At 67.3% G+C, this 22842-nt stretch carries 1 protein-coding gene (running past one end of the window); it reads left to right on the forward strand.

What is annotated here, in order from left to right:
* A protein-coding gene (locus tag GFS60_RS14360) for a non-ribosomal peptide synthetase (protein WP_159922141.1) crosses the window boundary here: on the forward strand, nt 1-22842 show its 5' portion. Its footprint extends 8196 nt past the window's final position; 22842 of the gene's 31038 nt are visible here — the first part of the coding sequence; its start codon is at nt 1-3; the stop codon falls past the right edge of the window.

Consider the following 22842-nt stretch of genomic DNA (forward strand, 5'->3'; position numbering starts at 1 on the left):
GTGGGCGAAGCCGTGCCGAGTGGTGATGTGACCGCCGTAGGTCGGATTCCGGACGGTGCATTCCCACTCTCCACCGCTCAGCGGGGGATGTGGTTCGCCCAGCAGCTCAATCCCGACGTTCCTGTCACCATCGCGCAGTGCGTGGAACTAACGGGTGTCCTGGACGTGGCGTTGCTGTCGAAGTCCTTGATCACCGCCGGCCGTGAACTCGGCTCCGCCTTCCTCCGCCTGGTCGAGGTCGACGGAGTTCCCTACCAGCTGGTCGATCCAACCCTGGACGCGTCGGTCAGCTTCGTCGACATGCAGCACGAGCCCGATCCGAGGGCGGCAGCCATGGAGTGGATGCGGCAGGAGTACACCACTCCGCTCGACGTGTGTCGCGATCGGCTCGTCACCTCGGCGGTCCTGTGCACCGGGCCGGATCGTCATTACTGGTACAGCCGTGTCCACCACGTCGCGCTCGACGGCATGGGATCGATGACGCTCATCGACCGGACCACACAGCTGTACACCGCAGCCGTCGAGGGGCGTGCCGCCGCACCGTCCAAGGCAGCCGCACTCACCGACGTCGCCCGGGTCGACGACGACTACCGGCTCTCGCCGCGCTACCGCGCCGACCAGGAGTACTGGTCCGAGCGGGTGTCCACTATCGGTGAACCACACAGCCTCGTCGACCGCTCCGCACCCGCGCAGGCACGAAGCCGGACAACTGGTGGGCAGATCCACGGGACCCTCATCGACCACCTCGAGGCCGCGACGAACCGTCACGACTCGTCGACGGCGTTCGAAATCGTCGCCGCGTTCGCCGCGTACCTTTCCCGGATGACGGGACGCGAAGAGGTCGTGGTCGGCCTGCCTGTCACCGCCCGTACCACCGCGCTGCTCCGCCGCTCCGGCGGCATGGTCTCCAATGTGGTTCCGTTGCGCCTGCACGTCCGGCCGGACATGACGAATGCGGCGCTGGTTGCGGCGGTCCGGCTGGAAGTCACCGCGGCACTCCGCCACCAGCGCTACCCGCATATCGACATGCGGCGGGACACGGCCACCGAATACCAGGGCTTCTACGGCCCCCTGATCAACGTCATGCTCTTCCACGACGAGATCACCCTCGGCAGCATTGTCGGCAGGCTCGAACTGCTGTCCACCGGTCCCATCACCGACCTCGCGGTCAACGTCTATCACGGAGTCGCCGGCACCAGCCTCAACCTGGACCTCGAGGCCAACCCCGACCTGTACTCCGAAGGCACCCTCCGTGCCCATCATGCTCGTTTCACCCGCTTCCTCGAGGCGTTCCTCACCTCCGACACCGACGAACCTCGACGGGTCGGCGATCTCGACCTCCTCGACGACGACGAGGGCCGCACCCTCGTTCCTGCTTCCGGCCGCGCCGGTTTCGCGCCCCTCACGCTGCCCGACCTCCTCGCGGGTGCCGTCCTCGGCAACCCGGACGGGGACGCACTCGTCGTACCCGGGCACGGGATCTCCGCCGACACCCTGAGTTACCGCGCCCTGGACGAAACGTCGAACCGGCTGGCGCGGTTACTGATCGACCTCCAGGTCGGCCCGGAGGTCATGGTGGCGTTGGCGTTGCCGCGGTCGCGGGAGTCGGTGTCGAGTGTGTGGGCGGTGGCGAAGGCGGGAGCGGCGTTCGTTCCGGTCGATCCGAGCTATCCGGCTGACCGCATCGCATTCATGCTGGAGGATTGCGGTGCGCCGATCGGTATCACCACCGCCGCGTTGCGGGATGGGTTGCCGGAGTGCATGCATTGGATCGTCCTGGACGACGACGAGTTTCGGGCGACCGCGGCGGCGTATCCGCCGGATGCGGTCACGGACGCCGATCGGACGCGGGCGTTGTCGGTCGATCATCCGGCGTATGTGATTTACACATCCGGGTCGACGGGCCGGCCTAAGGGTGTGGCGGTCACGCACCGGGGTGTGGTGAATCTGGCGGCGGACGAACGGGACCGTCTGGTGGTGTCGTCCGGTTCGCGGGTGCTGCATTTCGCGTCGCCGAGTTTCGATGCGTCGGTGTTCGAGCTGGTGATGGCGGTGTGTGCGGGTGCGACCCTCGTGGTGGCGCCGACCACGATCTACGGTGGCACCGAGTTGGCGGAACTGATCGCCGAACAGCAGGTGACGCATGCGTTTTGCACTCCGGCGGCATTGGCGTCGCTCGATCACCGCGGGCTGGAGCATCTGAAAACGGTAGTGGTGGCGGGTGATGTGTGCCCGCCGGAGTTGGTGGCGCGGTGGGCCCCGGGCCGGATCATGGTCAATGCGTACGGTCCGAGTGAGACGACGATCATGGCGTCCGCTACCGGACCGATGGTGCCCGGGCAGCCGGTCACCATCGGGTCACCGACCGTGGGTGTCGACCTCGTCGTCCTCGACCACCGGTTGCGTCCGGTCCCCGCCGGGGTGCGCGGCGAACTCTACGTCCTCGGCTCCAGCTTGGCGCGCGGGTATGTGCATCGGGCCGGATTGACGGCGGACCGGTTCGTGGCGAGCCCGTTCGGAACCGGCGGGCGGATGTACCGCACGGGTGACGTGGTCCGCTGGGTGTCCGCCCCGAATAGGCCTCCTACTCTCGAGTTCTTGGGCCGCAGCGATTTTCAGGTGAAGATCCGCGGGTTCCGGATCGAGTTGGGTGAGATCGACGCCGCGCTGGCTGCGCATCCGGTGGTGGAGTTCGCCCACACGGTCGGCTATGACGACGGGAGCGGAAGCAGTCGCCTGGTCTCGTACGTGCTGCCGGCGCCGGGAACCGACGTCGACACCCGGGTGTTGTCGGAATTCGTCGGGGAGCGTCTTCCCGGATACATGGTGCCCTCGTCGATCATGGTGATGGATACGCTCCCGCTGACCCCGGCGGGCAAACTCGACCGCAACGCCCTGCCCGCACCGGTTTTCGCCGCACGCTCGGCCGACATCGTGCGCCCGAGAACGGTCACCGAGGAGATTGTGCTCGGAGTCTTCCGCGACGTCCTCGGTCTCCCCGAACTGAGCATCGACACCAGCTTCTTCGAAGTCGGCGGAAACTCGCTGATGGCCACGCAGGTCGTGTCCCGAGTGAATGCCGCCTTCGGTGTGCGGATCGGGGTCCGGGATCTGTTCCAGTCGCCGTCGGTATCGGACCTGGCGGTCGCGGCGTCGAACGCCGACTCGCAGGCAGACTCGCGGCCGGTGCTGGAAGCGCGGGACCGCCCCGCCCGCATGCCCCTCTCCGTTGCGCAGCAACGGATGTGGTTCCTCAACCAATTCGACACGGCCTCGGCCGCCTACAACCTGCCGATCGCCCTGCAGCTCACCGGTGCGCTCGACCGGGATGCCCTGCGAGCGGCGCTCGGTGACATCCAGGAACGGCACGAGGCGCTGCGCACCGTCTTCCCCGACAACCCGGACGGCCCACACCAGCTGATCACCCCCGCCGTGAGCGTGCTGGCCGACACGGACCCGATCGACGTCGACGCCGAGTCGCTCACCGCCGCGGTGACGGCCCTCGGCGGTGCCGGATTCGACCTCACCACCGACACACCTCTGCGCGCCGGGCTGTTCCGGGAGGCGGCCGACCGGCACGTTCTCGTCCTCGTGGTTCATCACATCGCCGCCGACGGCTGGTCCATGACGCCGCTGGCCGCCGACGTGATGGCTGCGTACGCGGCGCGCGTCGCCGGTCACGCGCCAACCTGGGCGCCCCTCCCGGTGCAATACGCCGACTACACCCTCTGGCAGCGTGAACTACTGGGTTCGGAAGGCGACCCGGACAGCATGTCCGCGCGGCAAATCGCCTACTGGGAGTCCGCGCTCGCCGGAGCGCCCCAGATGCTCGAGCTGCCCACCGACAGGCCGCGGCCCGCCGAGATGTCGCATCGGGGCGGTCGTGTCGAGTTCACGATCCCGGCCGACGTCCACGGGCGACTCGTCGATCTCGCACAGAGCACCGGCACCACGCTGTTCATGGTCACCCACACAGCCCTCGTGGTGCTGTTCCATCGCCTCGGCGCCGGAACGGACATCGTCATCGGCACCCCGGTCGCCGGACGCGGCGAGGAGGCGCTCGACGCCCTGGTGGGCATGTTTGTCAACACCCTGGTGCTTCGCGCGACCGCCGAGCCGGGCGACACGTTCGAGGAGGTTCTCGACCGGGTCCGTGACGCCGACCTTGCCGCGTTCTCCCACGCCGACGTCCCGTTCGAGCGACTCGTGGAGGTGCTCAGCCCCGACCGGTCCGCCGCGCGTCATCCGCTGTTCCAGGTCATGCTCTCGTTCCAGAACACCGCGCCGACCTCCGTCGAGCTGCCAGGCCTCGAGGTCGCGGCGGCAGAAATCGATGTTCATGTCGCGAAATTCGACCTTCAGTTGACCGTCACCGAACGGTTCGGTGACGCAGGGGCTCCGGGTGGTCTCGCGGCCGGCTTCGATTACGCCACCGATCTGTTCGACGAGTCGACCGTTGCGTCGATGGCCGAGCGATTCGTGAACCTGTTGCGCTCGGTCGCGGCATCCTCTGCGACGGTGGTCGGTGATCTGTCCCTGCTCCACGCCGCGGAACGCGACCGTCTCCTCTGCACGTGGAACGACACCGAGCGCCGCGTGCCTGCGATGTGCCTGCCCGAGCTGTTCGACGCGCAGGTTGCCCGCACTCCGGATGCGGTGGCGGTGGTGTTCGGCGACCTCACGCTGTCGTATGCCCAACTCGATTGCCGCGCGAACAGTCTGGCGCGCTATCTGATCGACCGAGGGGTGGGGCCCGAATCGCGTGTCGGGTTGGCGATGCGGCGCTCACCGGACCTGCTGGTGGGCATGTACGCGATCGTCAAGGCCGGCGGTGCCTACGTGCCGGTCGATCCGGATCACCCGACGGACCGGATCGGGTATGTGCTCGACTCCGCACAGCCCGTCTGCGTGCTGACGACCTCGGCCGACCGCGGCGCACTTCCCGCGGGTTCGTCGTTCGTCGAGATCGATCGGATCGCGTTGGATTCCTGTTCCGGCGAACCTGTCACCGACACCGACCGACTGGCACCGCTCCGCCCCGACAACCCCGCGTACGTCATCTACACCTCGGGCTCCACCGGTCGGCCCAAGGGGGTGTCGGTGCCGCACCGCGGGATCGTCAACCAGCTCGTGTGGATGCAGGCGGAGTATGCGCTCACCGAACGGGACGTGTTCCTGCAGAAGACCGCAACTACTTTCGACGTATCACTGTGGGGTTACTTCTGGCCGCTGCACACGGGCGCGACGATGGTGCTGGCCACCCCGGACGGTCACCGCGACCCCGAGTACCTCGCCCGGGTCATCGACGAGCAGGGTGTCACGGTCACAGACTTCGTGCCCTCGATGCTCGACGCCTTCGTCGCGTCCGTGCCCGCCACCTCGTGCGCCACCCTGCGGCACGTCTTCGTGATCGGTGAGGCGCTGCCCCCGGAGACCGTCACGCGGTTCCGCGCGCTGTCCGATGCCGGACTGCACAACCTGTACGGGCCCACCGAGGCGGCAGTCTCGGTCACGTACTGGGACACCGCGACCACGGTGACCGGCACGGTACCGATCGGCGTGCCCGAGTGGAACACCCAGGTCTACGTGCTCGACTCGCGCCTGCACCCGGTTCCTCCCGGCGTTGCCGGTGAGCTCTACCTGGCGGGCGAGCAGCTCGCCCGGGGATACCTAGGCCGCGTCGATCTCACCTCGGACCGGTTCGTGGCAAATCCGTTCACCGCCGGACTGCGTATGTACCGCACCGGCGACCTCGTGCGATGGACGTCGGCAGGTGTCCTCGAATACATCGGGCGCACCGACTTCCAGGTCAAGTTCCGAGGACAGCGCATCGAGCTCGGCGAGATCGAATTCGTCCTCCGGGCACACCCGTCGGTCACCAGCGCTGCCGTGCTGGTCCATTCCGATCCCGGTACCGGCGATCACCTCGTCGCGTACGTCGTCCCCGAGCCGGGACACGACCTCGATACCACGGAACTTCGCGGGTGCACGGCTGCATCCCTGCCGGCGTACATGATTCCGGCAGCGCTGATGGTCGTCGACGAATTCCCACTCAATACGAGTGGAAAGCTCGATCGGAAGGCTCTCCCCGCGCCCGAATTCCGTGGCTCCGCCACGGAGTACGTGGCGCCGCGCACATCCGTCGAGGCCAACCTCGCGGAGATCTTCGCCGAGGTGCTCGGTCTCGACCGAATCGGCGTTTGGGACAACTTCTTCGACGTCGGCGGTAACTCGCTCGTCGCCACGCGGGTCACCTCGCGTATTCGGGCCGAGCTGGGTGCACCGCTCGCCCTGCGTGACCTGTTCGATGCCCCCACCGTCGGGGCGCTCGCGGAGCGGATCGAGGGAACAGTGCCGACGGCACCACGTGCCCCACTGGTCGCCGCCCCGCGTGCCGGACGGATTCCGCTGTCCCCGGCCCAACGTCGCATGTGGTTCCTCAACCAGTTCGATACCTCATCCGCGGCCTACAACATGCCCTTCGCCCTGCGGCTGTCCGGCAGTCTCGACGGCGACGCACTGCGTTCTGCGATCCGCGACGTCCTCGACCGACACGAGTCCCTGCGTACCCTGTATCCGGACTCGACGGACGGCCCGCATCAGGTGATCGTCGGCGCCGACGAGGTGTCCCTCGATCTCCACGCGCAGCCGATCACCGAGGCCGAGCTGCCGGCGCGACTCCTGGCGCTCGCCACCGAGGGCTTCGACGTCACGTCCGCGGTGCCGCTGCGCACGGCATTGCTGCGACTGTCCGTCGACGAACACGTGCTGGCCGTGGTGGTGCACCACATCTCCGCCGACGGATCGTCGATGGCCCCGCTCGCACGTGACATCCTGCTCGCCTACACGGCGCGTACGGCCGGGCGGGCACCGTCGTGGGCGCCGTTGGACGTGCAGTACGCGGACTACAGCTACTGGCAGGCCGAGTTTCTCGGCGACGAGACCGACGGTCGGTCGCGGGCCGCCGAGCAGATCCAATTCTGGTCCGCGGCGCTCGACGGCGTCCCCGACCTGCTGGAGTTGCCCGCTGATCGGCCCCGCCCGGCCGTCCCGACGAATTCGGGTGCGACGTTATCGTTCTCGGTCAATGCTGCCACAGCGAAAGCCGTCGCCGACCTCGCGGCCCGCTCCGGCGCCACGCCGTTCATGGTGTGGCACGCCGCGCTGTCAGTGCTGCTCGCACGGCTGTCGAACGCGGTGGACATCACCGTGGGCACGCCCGTCGCGGGCCGTGCCGAACCCTCCCTGCAGAACCTCGTCGGCATGTTCGTCAACACTCTCACCCTGCGCGCACGAGTATCCGGTGACCTGTCGTTCGCCGACGTGCTCGCACAGGTGCGGAACTTCGACCTCGCCGCGTTCGCGCACGCCGATCTGCCGTTCGAGCGTCTCGTGGAGGTACTCGAACCCGCCCGGTCCACAGCCCGTCACCCACTGTTCCAGGTGGGCCTGTCGTACGAGAACTTCGAACCGGGAGTGCTGGAACTACCGGGTCTCACGGTGGGCGCCGTCGAGATGAATCCGGAGATCGCGAAATTCGATCTGAACGTGACGCTCACCGAGATCCGAGACGAGCGCGGCACCGTGTCCGGTCTCACCGGTGCGTTCACGTATGCGGTCGACCTGTTCGACCGTGACACGGTGGAGTCGTTCGCGGACCGTTTCGCGCGAATCGTGGCGGCGGCGCTGGCCGATCCGGGCACGGCGGTGGGGGACCTGCCGGTACTGAATCAACGGGAACTGGTTCGCGTACTGCGCGAATGGAACGCCACGGACGTGGAGGTGACCGGGCGGCCCTACCTCGCCCGCTACGACGAGCAGGCGGCACGGACCCCTGATGCGGTGGCGGTGGTGTACCGCGACGTGTCCCTGACATATCGGGAATTCAACTTGCGGGTCAACCGATTGGCCCGCAAACTCATCGCCGAAGGCGCCGGAACCGAAACCACCGTGGCGGTCGCGGCCCGCCGGTCGATCGAATTTCTGATCGCCCTGCACGCCGTGTTGCGGAGCGGTGCGGCGTACGTGCCACTGGACGTCGACCTTCCGGCGGAGCGAGTGGCCCATGTCATCGAGGCAGCCCACCCGATCCTCGTTCTGACCGCAGTTCGAGGCGAGTTCGAGTCAGACTCCGGAGTCCGGGTTATCCGAATGGACAGTCTCGAACTCGACCGGTTCGACGATGCCCCGGTGACGGACCGCGACCGGCTGCGGCCTCTCGCGGCCGACAACCTCGCCTATGTCATTTTCACCTCGGGTTCGACCGGCCTACCCAAGGGAGTTGCCGTCTCGCACGCCGGTCTCGGAAGCCACTTCGAGTTCCTGATGTCTCTCGGCGCGCTGAATGAGACCGACCGGGTTGCCGTCAAAACACCACAGTCGTTCGACGCATCCCTCTGGGAATTGTTGTGGCCCCTGGCTGTAGGTGCACGCGTCGTGATCGCGGAACCGGACGGACACAAGGATCCCGACTACCTCGCGGAACTGATCGACACCGAGCAGATCACGGCGATACATTTCGTCCCGTCGATGCTCGCCGTCTTCACTGACGTGATCGTGCCGTCCCGGTTCTCGTCGCTGCGTACCGTGTTCGTCGGCGGCGAGGCACTGCCCGTCACTGTGGCGCGGCGGTTCGCCGCCGTCTCCGACGCTGCGATCCTCAACGCGTACGGTCCCGCCGAGGTCGCGCCCACCTCCACCACCTCGTGGGTGGACACCTCGAACTCGGGCATCGTCACCGTGGGCACACCGGTGTGGAACACCCGAGCCTATGTGTTGGACCAGCGGCTCCACCCCAGTCCTGCCGGAGTGACCGGTGAGTTGTACCTGGCCGGCACTCAGGTGTCTCGCGGATACGCGGGACGCCCCGACCTCACCGCCGAACGGTTCGTGGCCAACCCCTTCGACACACCGGGCGCTCGGATGTACCGAACCGGTGACCGCCTTCGCTGGACTGACCGGGGCGAACTGGAATACCTCGGCCGCAACGATTTCCAGGTGAAGCTGCGCGGACTGCGGATCGAGCTCGGTGAAATCGAGGCGGTACTCGAGGCGGCGGACTCGGTTGCCCAGGCCGTCGTGACCGTGTACGCCGGAGCGGCGAGCGAACAATTGGTGGCCTATCTCGTCGCACGTACGGGCGCCACGGTCGATCTAGAGGCGCTGACGGCGCATGCCGAGAGTCGGCTGCCCGAATACATGATTCCGGACGGGTTCGTCACCCTCGACGCCTTCCCGCTCAACGCGAGCGGCAAACTGGATCGAGCGGCATTGCCTGCCCCGGCCGTCGGTGACGTCGCAGTCGCTCGAATGGAGCCACGGACTCCGATGGAGGAAACACTCGCGGCCTTGTTCAGGGAGGCGCTCGGCGTCGACGACCTGGGGGTGAACGACTCGTTCTTCGCTCTCGGCGGCGACAGCATCGTGTCGATCCAGCTGGTTGCGCGAGCCAAGGCCGCGGGGATCGTATTCACCCCACGGGACGTGTTCGAGCGCAAGAGCATTGCCGCGCTCGCCGAAGTGGCTACCGTCGCGACGGCGGGTCGACTCACGCTCGCCGAACTGGCGGGTGGCGGCGTGGGGAACGTCGAGTTGACACCGGTTGTCCGATCACTGCTCGACCGGTCGGGTCCGGTGGGCCGGTATTCGCAGTCCGTGCTCCTCACGCTGCCGACCGGGATCGAGCGATCGGACATCGTGGCGACGGTGCAGGCGGTGCTCGACAGGCACGACGCGCTGCGGTCCCGGCTGGTCCGCGATGGTGCGGACGTACGTCACTCGGTGTTGCCCGCCGGTGCCGTCGACGCCGATCGACTGGTCACGGCGGTGCCGGTCAACCCCGACCTCGGCGACGCAGACTTCGATGTGCTGATCGATCGCGAACTCTCCGCCGCGGCCGACCGGTTCGACTTCGAGACCCCGGTGCTCACGCAGTTCGTCTGGTTGGATCGTGGTGCGACCGAGCCCGGGCGGCTCCTCGTGGTGGCTCATCACCTGGTCGTCGACGGTGTGTCCTGGCGAATCCTCGTGCCCGACCTCGTTGCGGCGGGAGGCGCCGTCGCAGCCGGTCACGCTCCGAACTTGCCGGAGGTCGGTACGTCGTTGCGGCGGTGGTCGCACGGGTTATCAGAGGCTGCCCGTCAGCCGTCCACCCTCGCGCAGTTCGACTACTGGCGAACCGTTGTCGACGCTCCGGACCCGCTCCTCGGCGACAGGGCTCTCGATCCGGTGCGGGACCGGACCTCGACCACGCAGGAGTTGCACGTCGAGCTGTCCACCGAGATCACGGGCACGCTGCTGGCCCGCGTGCCGGCGGCATTCCGGTGCTCGGTCGGCGATTCGCTGCTTGCCGGTTTCGCGGTGGCCCTCACCGAGTGGCGCCGTGCGCGCGGGGTGCCCGCCGCCTCTGCGTACATCACCCTCGAGGGCCACGGCCGCGAGGAGTCGGTCGTGCCGGGCGCCGATCTGTCTCGTACCGTGGGCTGGTTCACCAGCGTGTATCCGGTGCGGCTCGCCCTCGAAGGGGTGGACATCCAGGACGCACTTGTCGGCGGCGCGTCGGCCGGCGCCGCGATCAAGGCGGTGAAAGAGCAACTCCTGGCGGTCCCGGACCGGGGCGTCGGGTACGGACTGCTGCGATACCTCAATCCGACGACGGCCCCTGTTCTCGCGGGCTTCGACCCGCCCCAGGTGGTCTTCAACTACCTCGGAAAGACCGGGATGGGCGACCTGTCCCCGGAGATGCGTGAGATCGGCTGGGTGCCGGATCTTGCGTCGTCGCGCGTCTTCTCGGGTGAAACCGATCACGACATGAGCGCTTCCGCAGCAATCGAGATCAATGTCGGAGTAACGGATACCGACGCCGGACCGCGACTCGGAGCTTCCGTGCGGTTCGCCGGTGAACTGCTCGCAGCCGACAACGTTCGCGAACTCGTCGATCTGTGGCAGCAAGCGCTCATCTCACAGATCGAGCACGTCGTCGCCGGATCCGGTGGGGGACTGACCCCGTCGGACGTCGGCACGGTGGCACTCACCCAGTCCCAGATCGAGGTCTGGGAGCGGGCGTACCCGACCCTCGAGGATGTGTGGGCGCTGTCGCCGCTGCAGGCCGGTTTCCACTTCCACTCGCTGTTGGCCGCCGAGCACAGTGTCGATGTCTACCATTCTCAGCTGCGGATGACCCTGCTCGGCGACGTGTCGCCGGATCGGATGCGGGCTGCCGCCGCTGCGCTCCTGGACCGGTATTCCAACCTGCGGGTGGTGTTCGCACAGGACGGCGACGTCACGGCGCAGATCCCCCTCGGCGGGGTGGAGCTCCCACTGACCGTCGTCGACCTTTCGGGCCGTGAGAGTGATTCACGCAAAAGGGAACTCGAGTCGCTGGTCGCAGAGAACCGGACCGCGCCGTTCGACCTGTCCGAGGCGCCGTTGCTGCGTCTGCTGCTCGTGCGCACGGGAGCGGAGCGGTACGAGTTGGCGATGACCAACCACCACATCCTCCTCGACGGGTGGTCCATCCCGCTGATCGTCCAGGACCTGCTGGTGCTCTACGCGACCGCGGGCGATCAGTCCGCGCTTCCGGCGGTGCGGCCGTACCGGGAATACCTCGACTGGCTGGCCCGCCGAGACCCCTCCGCCTCGCGGGCCGCGTGGGCACACGCGTTGGACGGCCTCGACGAGCCGACTCTGCTCGCGCCTGCTCGCACCGGCGGCAGCGTGACCGCGGACCCGGACGAAGTTCCGATCCACTTCTCCAAGGCGGACACCGCCGCGATCCTAGCGTTCGCCCGCCAGCACGGCGTCACGCCCAACACGGTGATCCAGACTGCCTGGGCCCTGCTGCTCAGGCGACTCACCGGACGGGACGACGTCGTATTCGGCGCCACCGTCTCGGGACGCCCCCCGCACATCCCCGGGATCGAATCGATGGTCGGGCTCTTCATCAACACCGTCCCCGTCCGGGTACGAATCGACGCCGACGAGTCGGTGGCCGAATTGCTGGCACGGGTGCAGGGGCAGCAGGCCGATCTGCTCGATCACCACTATCTCGGCCTGACGGAAATCCAGGCCCAGGCGGGGGTTGGGGCGCTGTTCGACACGCTCACCGTCTTCGAGTCGTACCCCATGGATCAGGCGGCGCTGCAGGCGCAGACCGACATCGCAGGCATGCGCGTGGACTCGGTCGAGGTGCACAGTGTCACCCACTACCCACTGAGCCTGATGGCCCAGGTCGACGACACCCTGCGGCTCGGAGTGGCCTACCTGCCGGACACCTTCGAACGCGACGAAGCGAAGCTGATTGCGGCGCGGCTCGATTCGGTGATCCGTGCGTTGATCGCAGAGCCCTCTGCCGAGGTAGCCGAGATCACCGGATTCATCCCGGGCGAGTACACGCGGGTGATGCACGACTGGAACGCCACCGACCACTACGTGCCGGACTCGACGCTGCTGACGTCGTTCGAGGCGCAGGCGGCGCGTACACCCGATGCTGTGGCCGTCGCTTTCGACGGTGACGAGCTGACGTATGCAGCCCTCGATGCGCGCGCAAACCAGCTGGCCCGGCATCTGATCGCGCTGGGTGTGGCCCCCGAATCCCGAGTGGCCGTGGTAATGCGGCGGTCGCTGGAGCTGGTCGTCGGGATCTATGCCGTAGTCAAGGCCGGTGGTGCATACGTGCCGGTCGATCCCGATCATCCGGCGGAGCGAACGAGTTACGTGCTCGCGTCGGCGCAGCCGGTGTGCGTGCTGACCACCTCGGCCGACCGACCGTCCCTGCCGAACCGGATCCCCGTCTCGGCCCTCGACACTCTCGACCTCTCGGATGTCTCCACGGTGCCGTTGACCGACGCCGAGCGTATCGAACCGTTGCGGCCTGCACACCCTGCGTACGTCATCTACACCTCCGGCTCCACCGGCAAGCCGAAGGGGGTCGCGGTACCGCACTCGGCCATCGTGAATCAACTGCTCTGGATGCAGTCGGAGTACGCACTTACCGAGCGGGATGTGTGGTTGCAGAAGACCGCAACCACCTTCGACGTGTCGTTGTGGGGTTACTTCTGGCCCCTGCAGGTGGGTGCCACCATGGTGCTGGCCACTCCAGACGGGCATCGAGAGCCTGCCTATCTGACTCGGGTCATCGACGAGCATGCGGTGACGGTCACCGATTTCGTGCCGTCCATGCTCGACGTGTTCGTCGCTGCCGCCGCCGTGGGGTCGTGCCGATCCTTGCGGCATGTGTTCGTCATCGGCGAAGCGCTGCCCCCCGCAACCGTCCTGCGTTTCCAGGAACTCTCCGCGGCCGGACTGCACAACTTGTACGGGCCCACCGAGGCCGCGGTGTCGGTGACGTACTGGAAGACCGGTGAATCCGACACCACGAACGTGCCGATCGGTGTGCCGGAATGGAACACACAGGTCTACGTGCTCGATTCCCGGCTGCGCCCCGTTCCCGTCGGCGTTCCGGGCGAGCTCTACCTCGGCGGTGCTCAGCTCGCACGCGGATACCTCGGCCGCGTCGATCTCACATCCGATCGATTCGTCGCGAACCCGTTCGGACGCACGGGCGAGCGCGTGTACCGCACCGGCGACCTCGTGCGATGGACGGCGGCGGGAACGCTCGTCTACATCGGACGAACCGACTTCCAGGTGAAGTTCCGTGGTCAGCGCATCGAACTCGGCGAGATCGAGACAGTGCTCCGGTCGCATCCGGCGGTCACCGGTGCCGTCGTGTCGGTGTACTCCGACACCACCGTCGGCGATCATCTGGTCGCGTACGTCGTCGGTACACCCGGCGAGCTGGACGGTGCGGAGCTTCGCCGACAGGCTTCGGAATCCCTTCCGTCGTACATGGTGCCGTCCGCGATCACAGTCCTCGACGAGTTCCCGCTGAACACCAGCGGGAAACTCGATCGCAAAGAGTTGCCCGCTCCCGAATTCCACGGGAGTGCAACCGAGTACATCGCGCCGCGAAATGAGGCCGAGCGCACGGTCGCGACAGTGTTCGCTGACGTGCTCGGCTCGGGCCGCGTCGGCGCGCACGACAACTTCTTCCACCTCGGCGGCAACTCGCTCTCCGTCACACGAGTGGCGGCGCGGCTCGGTGAATTGTCGGGCACCGGACTCTCTGTGCGCGACGTGTTCACCGCGCCCACGGTCGCGGAGTTGGCTCTTCGTCTCGCCGAGCCCACGGCCGCAGGAGGCGCGCGCCCGGTGCTGGCCGCGACGCAGCGACCGGCCCGGATACCGCTGTCACCCGCGCAGCAGCGGATGTGGTTCATCAACCAGTTCGACCCGGACTCGCCCGCGTACAACCTTCCGCTCGCGGTCCGCATGTCCGGTGCTCTCGATGTCGCAGCGCTGGCGCAGGCACTCGACGACGTCGTCGGACGTCACGAGTCGCTCCGTACCGTCTTCCCCGACACGGAGGACGGACCCGCTCAGGTCGTCGTGTCCGCGGCGGATCTCTCGATGCCCCTCGAGGTGGTGGACGTACCGGAGGGCGAGCTCGATTCCCGGATGATCGCGTTCGCGTCGCGCGGGTTCGACGTGTCCAAGGACTTGCCGGTACGGGCAACGCTGTTCCGTACCGGTCCCGGCGAACACGTCCTGGCGATCACGCTGCATCACATCGCCGCCGACGGTTGGTCGTTCGGACCTCTCGGCGGGGATGTCATGACCGCGTACGCGGCCCGAGCAGAGTCCCGAAGTCCGGAATGGATTCCGCTCGCGGTCCAGTACGCCGACTACAGTCTGTGGCACAGGGCGGTTCTCGGCAGCGAGGACGAGCCGGAGTCCCTGGCCCGACGCCAACTCGATTACTGGACGCGGACGCTCGACGGTCTCCCGGATGAGCTGAAACTCCCCTTCGACCGTCCACGCCGGACCGAACAGTCCTACGCCGGGGGATCCGTGGGCTTCACCATCACCCCCGAGATCCACAGCGGCATCGACCAGTTGGCGCGCGAACACGGAGCCACGGTCTTCATGGTGGCGCACGCTGCCTTCGCGCTCCTGTTGGGCCGCTTGTCCGCGTCGGACGACATCGCCGTCGGATCGCCGATCGCCGGACGTGGCGAACGAGCTCTCGACAACTTGGTCGGAATGTTCGTCAATACGCTCGTGCTCCGCACGCGCATCGAGAGCGCCGAGACGTTCGCGGAGTTGCTGACGCGGGTACGCGACGGTGACATTGAGGCATTCGGCCACGCGGATCTCCCCTTCGAGCGTCTCGTCGACGTTCTCGACCCCGTGCGAACGTCCGCGCATCACCCGGTCATCCAGACTGCGCTGTCGATGCAGCCGACGGCAATTGACGACGTCGAGCTCCCCGGACTCCGGGTGCATGTCGAGGGCATCGACACCCGCGCCGCGAAATTCGACCTGCAGCTGACATTGGGTGAGAACATCGACCCTGCGGGCGTTCCGTCGGGTATGCGCGCCGAATTAACCTACGCCGCAGACTTGTTCGACGCCGTTACTGTGCGCCGGTACGCGGTGCAGCTCGTGAGAATCCTTGAAACAGTGGTTGCAGACCCGACCACGGTGGTCGGCGACGTGAATCTCCTCGACGACGCCGAGAGGGCCCGACTGGCACCGGTTCGCGGGCCTGCGAGTCGACCTACTCGACTGCTGCCCGAAGTTCTGGCGGCATCGGCGGCGGACTCGTCCGCGACTGCGCTCGTCTTCGGAGACCGTTCGACGACCTACGGAGAACTGGACCGGCGATCCAACCTCTGGGCGCGCGCACTGATCGAGGCCGGCGCCGGCCCCGAGACGTTCGTGGCCGTCGCGCTGGCCCGCTCGATCGAATCGGTGCTCGCCGTCTGGGCCGTTGCCAAGACAGGTGCCGCGTTCGTGCCGGTGGATCCGAACTACCCGGCCGAACGGATCGCACACATGCTCGGCGATTCGGGAGCCGCGCTCGGCCTCACGATGATCGAGTTCAGAGCCGGATTGCCCGACTCGACGCAGTGGCTCGTGATGGACGATCCCGACCACCTTGGGCTGGCGGAGTCCCAATCCTCGGCGGCGGTGACAGCGGCCGATCGTCTCGGGCGGACGCACGCCGACCAACTCGCCTACCTCATCTACACGTCCGGATCCACCGGACTGCCCAAGGGCGTCGCCGTCACACACTCGGGGCTCGCGAACCTCCTCACCGAGCTGGCCGACGAATACGAACTCACCGCCGGGGCCCGGACCCTGCACTTCGCATCACCCAGTTTCGACGCCTCCGTGTTCGAGTATCTGATGGCCTTCTGCAGGGGCGCGACGATGGTGGTCGTTCCCCACTCGGTGTACGGCGGTGCGGAGCTCGCCGAACTCCTGGGCGAGCAGAGAGTCACGCACGCGTTCATCACCCCGGCCGCGTTGGCGTCCGTCGACCCTGCGGGACTCGATGAACTCGCCGTCGTCGTCGTCGGCGGCGAGGCCTGGGGTACCGACCTCGCAGAGCGTTGGGTACCGGGGCGGGCCCTGTTCAATGGATATGGGCCGACCGAGTCCTCGATGATGGTGACGCAGAGTGGACCGCTGATACTCGGCGAGCGGATGACCATCGGCGGCCCCGTGCGCGGTGTCGAGGCTTTCGTTCTCGATGCGCGGCTGCACCCCGTACCGCCCGGTGTGCCGGGGGAGCTGTACGTGTCGGGACCAGCGCTTGCCCGCGGCTACCACCAGCGACTCGGCCTCACCGCGGAACGTTTCGTCGCGAACCCCCACGGTGCACCCGGTCGGCGGATGTACCGCACCGGCGACCTCGTCCGGTGGGTCGAGTCCCGTACCGGGACCTACATTCTCGAATACGTCGGGCGCAGCGACTTCCAGGTGAAGATTCGCGGATTCCGGGTGGAACTCGGTGAGATCGACTCCGTGTTCCGCGCGCATTCTGCGGTCGGATTCGCCGCGACCATCGCCCATGACACCGAACCCGGGGTCACAGCGCTGGTCACCTATGTGTGTGCTGCATCGGGGAACGAGGTCGACGTCGACGAACTGGCCGCATTCGTCGGCGAGGCGTTGCCGGCGCACATGGTCCCCGGTGCGATCATGGTTCTCGACTCGATCCCGCTGACACAGGCAGGCAAGCTCGACCGCCGCGCTCTCCCCGAGCCCGTGTTCGTCAGCCGTACCCGATTCACCGCACCCGAAACGGCGGACGAGCTCGCCGTCGCCGCTGCGTTCGCGGATGTGCTGGGCGAACGACGCATCGGTGTGGACGACAACTTCTTCGCGCTCGGTGGCAACTCGTTGTCCGCCACCCAGGTGGTTTCCAGGGTCGGTTCGGCGTTCGGCACCCGTGTCTCCGTTCGCACGCTGTTCGACAACCCCACTGTGCGTCAACTTGTGTCCGCAGTTGCCACGTCGGGCGCGGACGCGTCCGCGGGGCGCCCCGGCCTGACGCGGCGCGAGCGTCCCGGACGGATCCCGTTATCGCTGGCGCAACAGCGGATCTGGTTCCTCAACCAATACGATCCTTCGTCGTCTGCGTATAACATCCCGCTCGCACTGCGGATGTCGGGCCGGATCGACGTTCCGGCCTTGCGTGCAGCGCTCGTTGACGTAATTGAACGTCACGAGTCGTTGCGGACCGTGTATCCGGGTTCGGCGGACGGTGCGCATCAGGAGATCCTGCCTGCTGCCGTGGCAGAATTCGATCTCACACCGATCCGAACCAAGCCGGACCAGCTGATGCTCCGTATCGCCGAGTACGCATCCGCCGGTTTCGATGTGACCCGGGAGATCCCGTTCCGAATCCACCTGTTCCGGGAGAACCGTTCCGAACACGTGCTACTGCTCGTCGCACACCACATCGCTGCAGACGGATGGTCGTTCGGTCCGCTCGCCGCCGACGTGATGGCCGCATATGCATCCCGAGTGGAAGGGCTGGAGCCGTCCTGGGAGCCGCTGCCCGTCCAGTACGCCGACTACAGTGTGTGGCAGCGGGAACTGCTCGGTGCCGAGGATGATCCGGGCAGTCTGTCCGCTAAACAGATCGAGCGTTGGCGTGCGGCTCTGGACGGTGCGCCCGAGGCACTCGAACTGCCTACGGACCACCCTCGTCCCGCGGTGGCGTCGCATCGCGGCGAACGCGTGGACTTCGTGATCGATGCCGACATCCACCGTGGGCTCGTCGAGCGCGCCCAGAACAGCGGCACCACGCTGTTCATGGTCGTCCATGCTGCGTTTGCGACGCTCTTACACAGGCTCAGCGGCAGTACGGACATCGTGATCGGCACACCCGTGGCCGGCCGCGGCGACGAGGGACTCGATCCGCTCGTCGGAATGTTCGTGAACACCCTGGCCCTGCGCACACGCATTCATCCCGGCGGGAGTGTCGACGCTCTCCTGGCACAGGTGCGCGATGTCGATCTCACGGCCTTCCAGGACACCGAGGTTCCCTTCGACCGGCTCGTCGAGATCCTGCGTCCCACCCGGTCGTCCGATCGGCACCCGCTGTTCCAGGTGATGTTCGCCTTCCAGAACCTGCGACCGGTGACGCTGGAATTGCCGCAGTTGGTGGTGGAGGCCGTCGACTTCGATCCTCACATCGCGAAGTTCGATTTGGATTTGGCGCTCGCCGAAATTATGGACGACGCCGGACACCACAACGGGATCTCCGGGGCCTTCACGTTCGCATCGGAACTCTTCGAACGCGCCACTGTCGTGGGATTCGTGGACCGATTCTTGCGGATCCTGGAGGCGGTCGCTTCCGCTGACGAAATCGCCGTCGGCGATATCGCCATCCTGGGTGCGGCCGAGCAACAGTCCCTCGCGCCGGTGTGGGGCGGGCCGATTCTCGCGAGCGCCACCCTGCCCGAGCTGCTCGTCGCGGCCGCGGAACGGTATCCGGACTCGACTGCGCTCGTCTTCGACGGTGTCTCGATCGACTACAGTGAGCTGGATCGGCGATCGACCCAGCTGGCACGGGCACTTATCGGGATGGGCGTCGGCCCGGAAACCTACGTCGCAGTGGCCTTGCCGCGCTCTGTCGAATCGGTGCTATGCGTGTGGGCCGTTGCCAAGACCGGTGCGGCTTATGTTCCGATCGACCCCGCGCATCCGGTGGATCGGATCGCGCACATTCTGAGGGATTCGGGAGTCGTCGTCGGTGTCACTCGCGCCGAGTTCGCCGAACACCTTCCGGGTGTGACCGACTGGCTCGTACTCGACGACCCGGAGGTGATCCGCGAATTATCTTCGGCGAGCACGGAGCCGGTAAGGGACGCGGACCGCACATCGGCTCTGCACGTCGATCATCCCGCTTATCTCATCTACACGTCGGGTTCGACGGGTCTGCCCAAGGGCGTGGTGGTCTCCCACCGCGGTCTCGCGAATCTCGCCGGCTCGTATACCACCGCGGTGCGGGCAACCGAGGAGTCCCGGGTCGCGCACCTCGCGTCCCCGACGTTCGACTTGTCGGTCCTGGAACTGCTTCTGGCCCATACCTCCGGGGCCGCGCTGGTGGTCTGTCCGCCCGGTGTGTATGGCGGCGTCGAGCTACACGAGCTGTTGCAGTCCGAACGCGTCACGCACATGACCATCACCAATGCTGCTCTGGCGTCGGTCGAGCCGGAGGGACTGGACGATCTACGCTCGATCGTCGTGGGCGGCGACGCCTGCCCACCGGAGACGGTGGTGCGATGGGCCGACCGGGTCGAACTCGTCAACGGATACGGTCCCACCGAAGTGACGGTGGGCGCCACGTTCAGTTCGGTGCTCGGCCCGGGTAGAGACATCACCATCGGCGGTCCGCTGCCCGGGGTCGCCGCTGTGGTTCTCGATTCGAGGCTGCGGCCCGTGCCGGTCGGTGTCATCGGAGAGCTGTATCTGCTGGGGCCGGCTCTGGCACGCGGATACCACGATCGCGCCGCGCTCACGGCACACCGCTTCGTGGCCAGTCCGTTCGAGGCCGCCGGTGCCAGGATGTACCGCACCGGTGACATAGCGCGTTGGCGCGCAGTAGATTCCGGCATGACCGGCAGCATGACCGAAGGCACACTTCCCGGACATGCGATCGAATACCTCGGCCGCTCCGACCACCAGGTCAAGGTTCGTGGCCTACGTATCGAACTCGGCGAGATCGATGCCGCCCTCAACGCACATCCCGACGTCGACTTCGCCGCCACTTTGGGTTACGAGTCGCCATCGGAAACACGACTGGCATCGCACGTGCTCGTCGGTGCGGGCGCCGACCGTGACTCGGCAGCTCTGCTTGCGTTCCTGCGTCAGGCATTACCGGGGTACATGGTTCCGTCGGCGCTGGTGTTCCTGGACACCATCCCGCTGACCCCGAATGGCAAACTCGACCGGGGCGCCCTGCCCGTGCCCGACTTCGCCGCGGCCGCGAAGGAGATCGCGTACCGGGCGCCCCGGAACCCACTCGAGCGGTCGATCGCGGATGCGTTTGCCGAAGTGCTGGGCGGTACGGACATCGGTCTCGACACAAATTTCTTCGATGCAGGCGGTAACTCGCTCTCCGCGACGCGGGTGACGGCCCGGGTCGGTGCCCTGCTCGACATCCGGGTCACGGTGCGTGACGTCTTCGAAGCCCCGACCGTCCTCGCGCTGGCAGGTTCGCTGGCGCCGCGAATATCCGGGACCGGCGACGGCGGTTCGGCAGGACCGGCTCTGGTGCCGCAGCCGCGCCCCGACCGGATCCCGCTGTCACTCGCGCAGCAGCGGATGTGGTTCCTCAACCAATTCGACACCTCGTCGGCGACGTACAACCTGCCCGCGGCCGTCCGGCTGACCGGATCGCTCGACGGTGCGGCACTGAGGTCGGCAATCGTCGATCTGGTCAGTCGGCACGAATCGCTGCGGACCGTCTTCCCCGATACGCGCAGCGGTCCCCACCAGGTGATCCTCGAACCCGGAGAGGTCACCCTCGACGTCGCACCGGTCCGGGTGAGCGAAGCCGCACTGCACGCGGACCTCCAGGAGTTCCTCCTGGCCGGGTTCGACGTCTCCCAAGCCGTGCCACTGCGGGTGAAGGTGTACTCGCTCAACGACACCGAGCACGTCCTCGCCCTCGTCGTCCACCACATCTCGGCCGACGGCGCCTCGATGGACCCGCTGATCCGGGATGTGATGACGGCGTACGCGAGCCGCGCCGCCGGTTCGGAACCCCTGTGGGCACCCCTGCCCGTGCAGTATGCCGATTACGCGTTGTGGCAGCGACAAATGCTCGGCGATGATTCGGACCAGGGGAGCCTCGCCGCCGAACAGGTGCGCTACTGGACCCGTGCGCTGGACAATGTGCCCGACCAGCTTTTCCTGCCCCGGGACCGGGCCCGGCCGGCGGTTCCGTCGCATCGCGGTGCTGCCGTGCGTTTCTCGCTGTCCCCGGACACCCATCGCGCCCTGGCGGAGCTGGCCCGGGCTCACGGCGCGAGTCTGTTCATGGTGGCGCACGCCGCCCTCGCGGTACTCCTGAGCCGACTCAGCACCACCTACGACATACCGGTCGGCACCGCTGTCGCCGGGCGCGGTCGCCGGGAACTCGACGACATCATCGGCATGTTCGTCAACACTCTCGTTCTGCGCACCGAGCTCGACCCCGGGGCCTCGTTCGTGTCGCTGCTCGGGCAGGTACGCGACGTCGACCTGGAGGCGTTCGCGCACGCGGACTTGCCGTTCGAGCGCCTGGTCGAGGTACTGAGCCCCGTCCGCTCCACGTCCCATCACCCGCTGTTCCAGGTGGCGCTGGGCGTTCAGACCCCGTCCGTGGACCGGCTCGAGCTCGACGGCGTCACCGCCTCGCCGCTGTCGGTCGACGTGGACATCGCCAAGTTCGACCTGCACTTCACCCTCGTCGAACGGGTCGACGGCTCTGCGGAGCCCGCCGGCATCGACGGCGAACTAGTGTATGCCACAGACATTTTCGATGCCGGTACCGCGGCGGAATACACACTGCGGCTGCAGCGGATCTTCGAGTCCGTCGTTGCCGACCCGCAGCGCGCCGTCGGGGACATCCCCGTACTCGGAAACGACGAATACGAGGCGCTGACGCCGGTTCGGGGCGCCGACGCCCGCCCGGTGCAGATGCTCACCGAGATTCTCGCGGACGCGGTGGCCGCCGCTCCGGACGAACCGGCCGTCGTCTTCGACGGCCGAAGCATGTCCTACCGCGATCTGGACGAACGGTCGAACCAGCTGGCCCGACTTCTGGTCGATCGGGGTGTAGGACCCGAAACGCGGGTGGCGCTGGCACTGCCGCGCTCGTCCGAATCGGTGATGGCCGTCTGGGCGGTGGCGAAGTCCGGTGCCGCCTTCGTGCCGGTCGATCCCCGCTACCCCGAGGACCGGATTCGGCACATGGTGCAGGACTCGGGCGCAATGGTCGGCATCACCGTGTCCGCGGAACGCCCCCTCCTCCCGGATTCGATCCGGTGGCTGTTGCTCGACGACACGGCGCTCGAGCAGCGCTGCACCCACGAATCACGGCTGCCCCTCACCAACCGGGACCGCATGCGGCCGATCCTGCCCGACCAGGTGGCGTACGTGATCTACACCTCCGGGTCCACCGGGCGCCCCAAGGGGGTCGCGGTGACCCACCGTGGCCTGGTGAACCTGGTGACCGACGAACGCGAGCTTCTCGCGGTGACGTCCCGGTCCCGCGTCCTGCACTTCGCGTCCCCGAGCTTCGACGCCTCGGTGTTCGAGATGTTGATGGCGTTGAGCGCCGGCGCCGCCCTGGTGGTCGCGCCGCCGACCATCTACGGCGGCTCCGAACTCGCGGAGCTTCTCGCCGCGGAACACGTCACCCACGCGTTCTCCGCGCCCGCGGCCCTCGCCTCCGTCGACCATCACGGGCTCGACGACCTCGCCGTCGTGGTGGTGGCC

Origin of the sequence: Rhodococcus sp. WAY2 (assembly GCF_009859915.1) — a bacterium.
Classification (GTDB): domain Bacteria; phylum Actinomycetota; class Actinomycetes; order Mycobacteriales; family Mycobacteriaceae; genus Rhodococcus_F; species Rhodococcus_F oxybenzonivorans.